This is a genomic window from Robiginitalea sp., assembly GCF_049588695.1.
GTDB lineage: Bacteria > Bacteroidota > Bacteroidia > Flavobacteriales > Flavobacteriaceae > Robiginitalea.
This window is the reverse complement of sequence record NZ_JBAVZJ010000179.1, coordinates 1-1,950: the sequence shown is the minus strand read 5'-3', so window position 1 is coordinate 1,950 and position 1,950 is coordinate 1. Positions and strand designations below refer to the sequence as shown.

Sequence of the window (1,950 nt, the reverse complement as noted above, 5' to 3'; positions counted from 1 at the left end):
GCCCAACACCGCTGTATACGCAGCGTCTAAAGCGGCCTTAAATTCATATACCCGAACGGCAGCCACGGAGTTGGCTCCCAGGAAAATTCGAATTAATTCTGTAAATCCAGGGCCGGTATCCACACCCATTTTTGGCAAAACAGGAATGGAGGAAGAACAGTTGAATGGTTTTGCACAAGCCATGCAGAACAGGGTACCCTTAAAGCGGTTTGGTAAACCTGAGGATATTGCAAAACTGGTTTCGTTTTTGGCCTCAGATGATGCTTCTTTCATTACTGGAAGTGAGTATACTATAGATGGGGGCATTAATGTAAACCCACTGTTGGCATAAATTTTTTTATCCCTTATTTGGAATTTTTATTCCAAATAAGGGATTTTAATCAATTCTACTTCAACACAATGAAGAAAAAAAGGATAATATTTGCCCATCATGAAAGAGTTCTGGAACGATAGATATGCTGCAAAGGGATTTGCCTATGGTAAGGAGCCAAATGAATTCTTTAGACAAGAATTGGATAAGTTAGAAAAGGGCAAAATCCTTCTCCCGGCGGATGGAGAAGGGCGAAACTCCGTTTATGCTGCAATACACGGGTGGGATGTTTATGCCTGTGATCTCAGTAATAAAGGAAAAGAGAAAGCGGTGAAACTTGCCCACGAAAATGGCGTGCACATTAATTATGATTTGGGCGATTTTGGGGCCTTATCTTATAAAGATCTCTTCTTTGATACCATTGCATTAATCTATGCGCATTTCCCCACTGATAGGAAAGCCGACTATAATAAATTAGTCGATCGTTATTTGAAAGTTGGAGGCACCATTATTTTTGAAGCCTTTTCCAAAAATCAATTGAAATACAATAGCGTAAACCCCAGCGCAGGAGGCCCGCGGGATATTGAAATGCTTTATTCGATAGAAGAAATTGACAGTTATTTTCCAAATTATGAAATAAAGGTTTTGGAAGCATCCGAAATTACCCTTAATGAAGGAGATTACCATATTGGGAAAGGCTCCGTAGTTCGATTTGTTGGAAGGAAATTACATTAATTTTGGAACACTTGTTCTATAATAGATACCTTTGTGTAAGAAACTTTTAATATGCCCAGAGTAAAGCTATTTGATGAAAATGAAGTCCTGGCCAAAGCTATGAACTTGTTTTGGAAACAAGGGTATGCCGCGACCTCCATCCAGGACCTGGTCAGTCATTTAGGTATTAACAGAGGCAGTTTGTACGACACTTTTGGTGATAAGGAGCAGCTTTTCAAAAAGTCTTTTGCACTCTACAGGAAAACGAATATTGAGGGACTAAAGCAATTCTTCGAAAATCAGTCAAACGTCAAGGACGGATTTTCAATCCTTTTTGACAATGCGATCGAAGAAGCCATACAAGACAAAGATCGGAAAGGGTGCTTCGTTGTGAATACGACTACGGAACTCATACCAAATGACGCAAGTTTTACGGAGGTACTGGAAAGCAACAAACGAGATTTTGAAAAGTTGTTTTTGGAGTATTTAAAGCAAGGTAAAGCAAGCGGACAACTTAAAACAGCCAAAGACCTGGAGTCTATTGCCGGGCTTTTCTATACTTTATACAATGGAATACGGGTTGTTTCAAAAGTCCAACCTGATAAAAAGAAACTTAAAGACACCGTTAACGTCGCTTTGTCGCTATTGGATTGACTAAATGAATGAGGACGTATATTGCGCCAGTAAAAATAACATTAGCCCATCCATTATAATCTTTCAGTTTTTTATAGAGACTTTCATAATCTCCATCAGAACTGATGTCATAAATTACGATGTACGTTGGTGTCATTATTTTCCTTTTAAGTTCTGTTTTTTTGCTTACTGGCAAGTTTCCTGACTATGACGCGGTGCTTGAGTGCACAAGTGCCAGCATACCAGATTTGTTTTCAACTAAGATAGGAAATTAGTGCAGACCTTGGAGAGCG

At 39.3% G+C, this 1,950-nt stretch carries 3 protein-coding genes; all 3 read left to right on the top strand.

Going from position 1 to position 1,950, the window contains the following annotated elements:
• On the top strand, positions 1 to 331 hold a 331-nt coding region (locus WBV75_RS04370; protein WP_424119433.1), incomplete at its 5' end, for an SDR family oxidoreductase.
• Positions 332 to 430: 99 nt separating this feature from the next.
• Positions 431 to 1,045 carry a class I SAM-dependent methyltransferase gene (locus tag WBV75_RS04365; RefSeq protein ID WP_424119432.1) on the top strand — a complete coding sequence of 205 codons (615 nt, stop codon included), beginning with the start codon at positions 431 to 433 and terminating at the stop codon, positions 1,043 to 1,045.
• Between the two features lie 51 nt (positions 1,046 to 1,096).
• A complete protein-coding gene (locus WBV75_RS04360; RefSeq protein ID WP_424119431.1) occupies positions 1,097 to 1,678 on the top strand; it encodes a TetR/AcrR family transcriptional regulator in 582 nt (193 codons plus the stop codon).
• Positions 1,679 to 1,950: the final 272 nt, after the last annotated feature.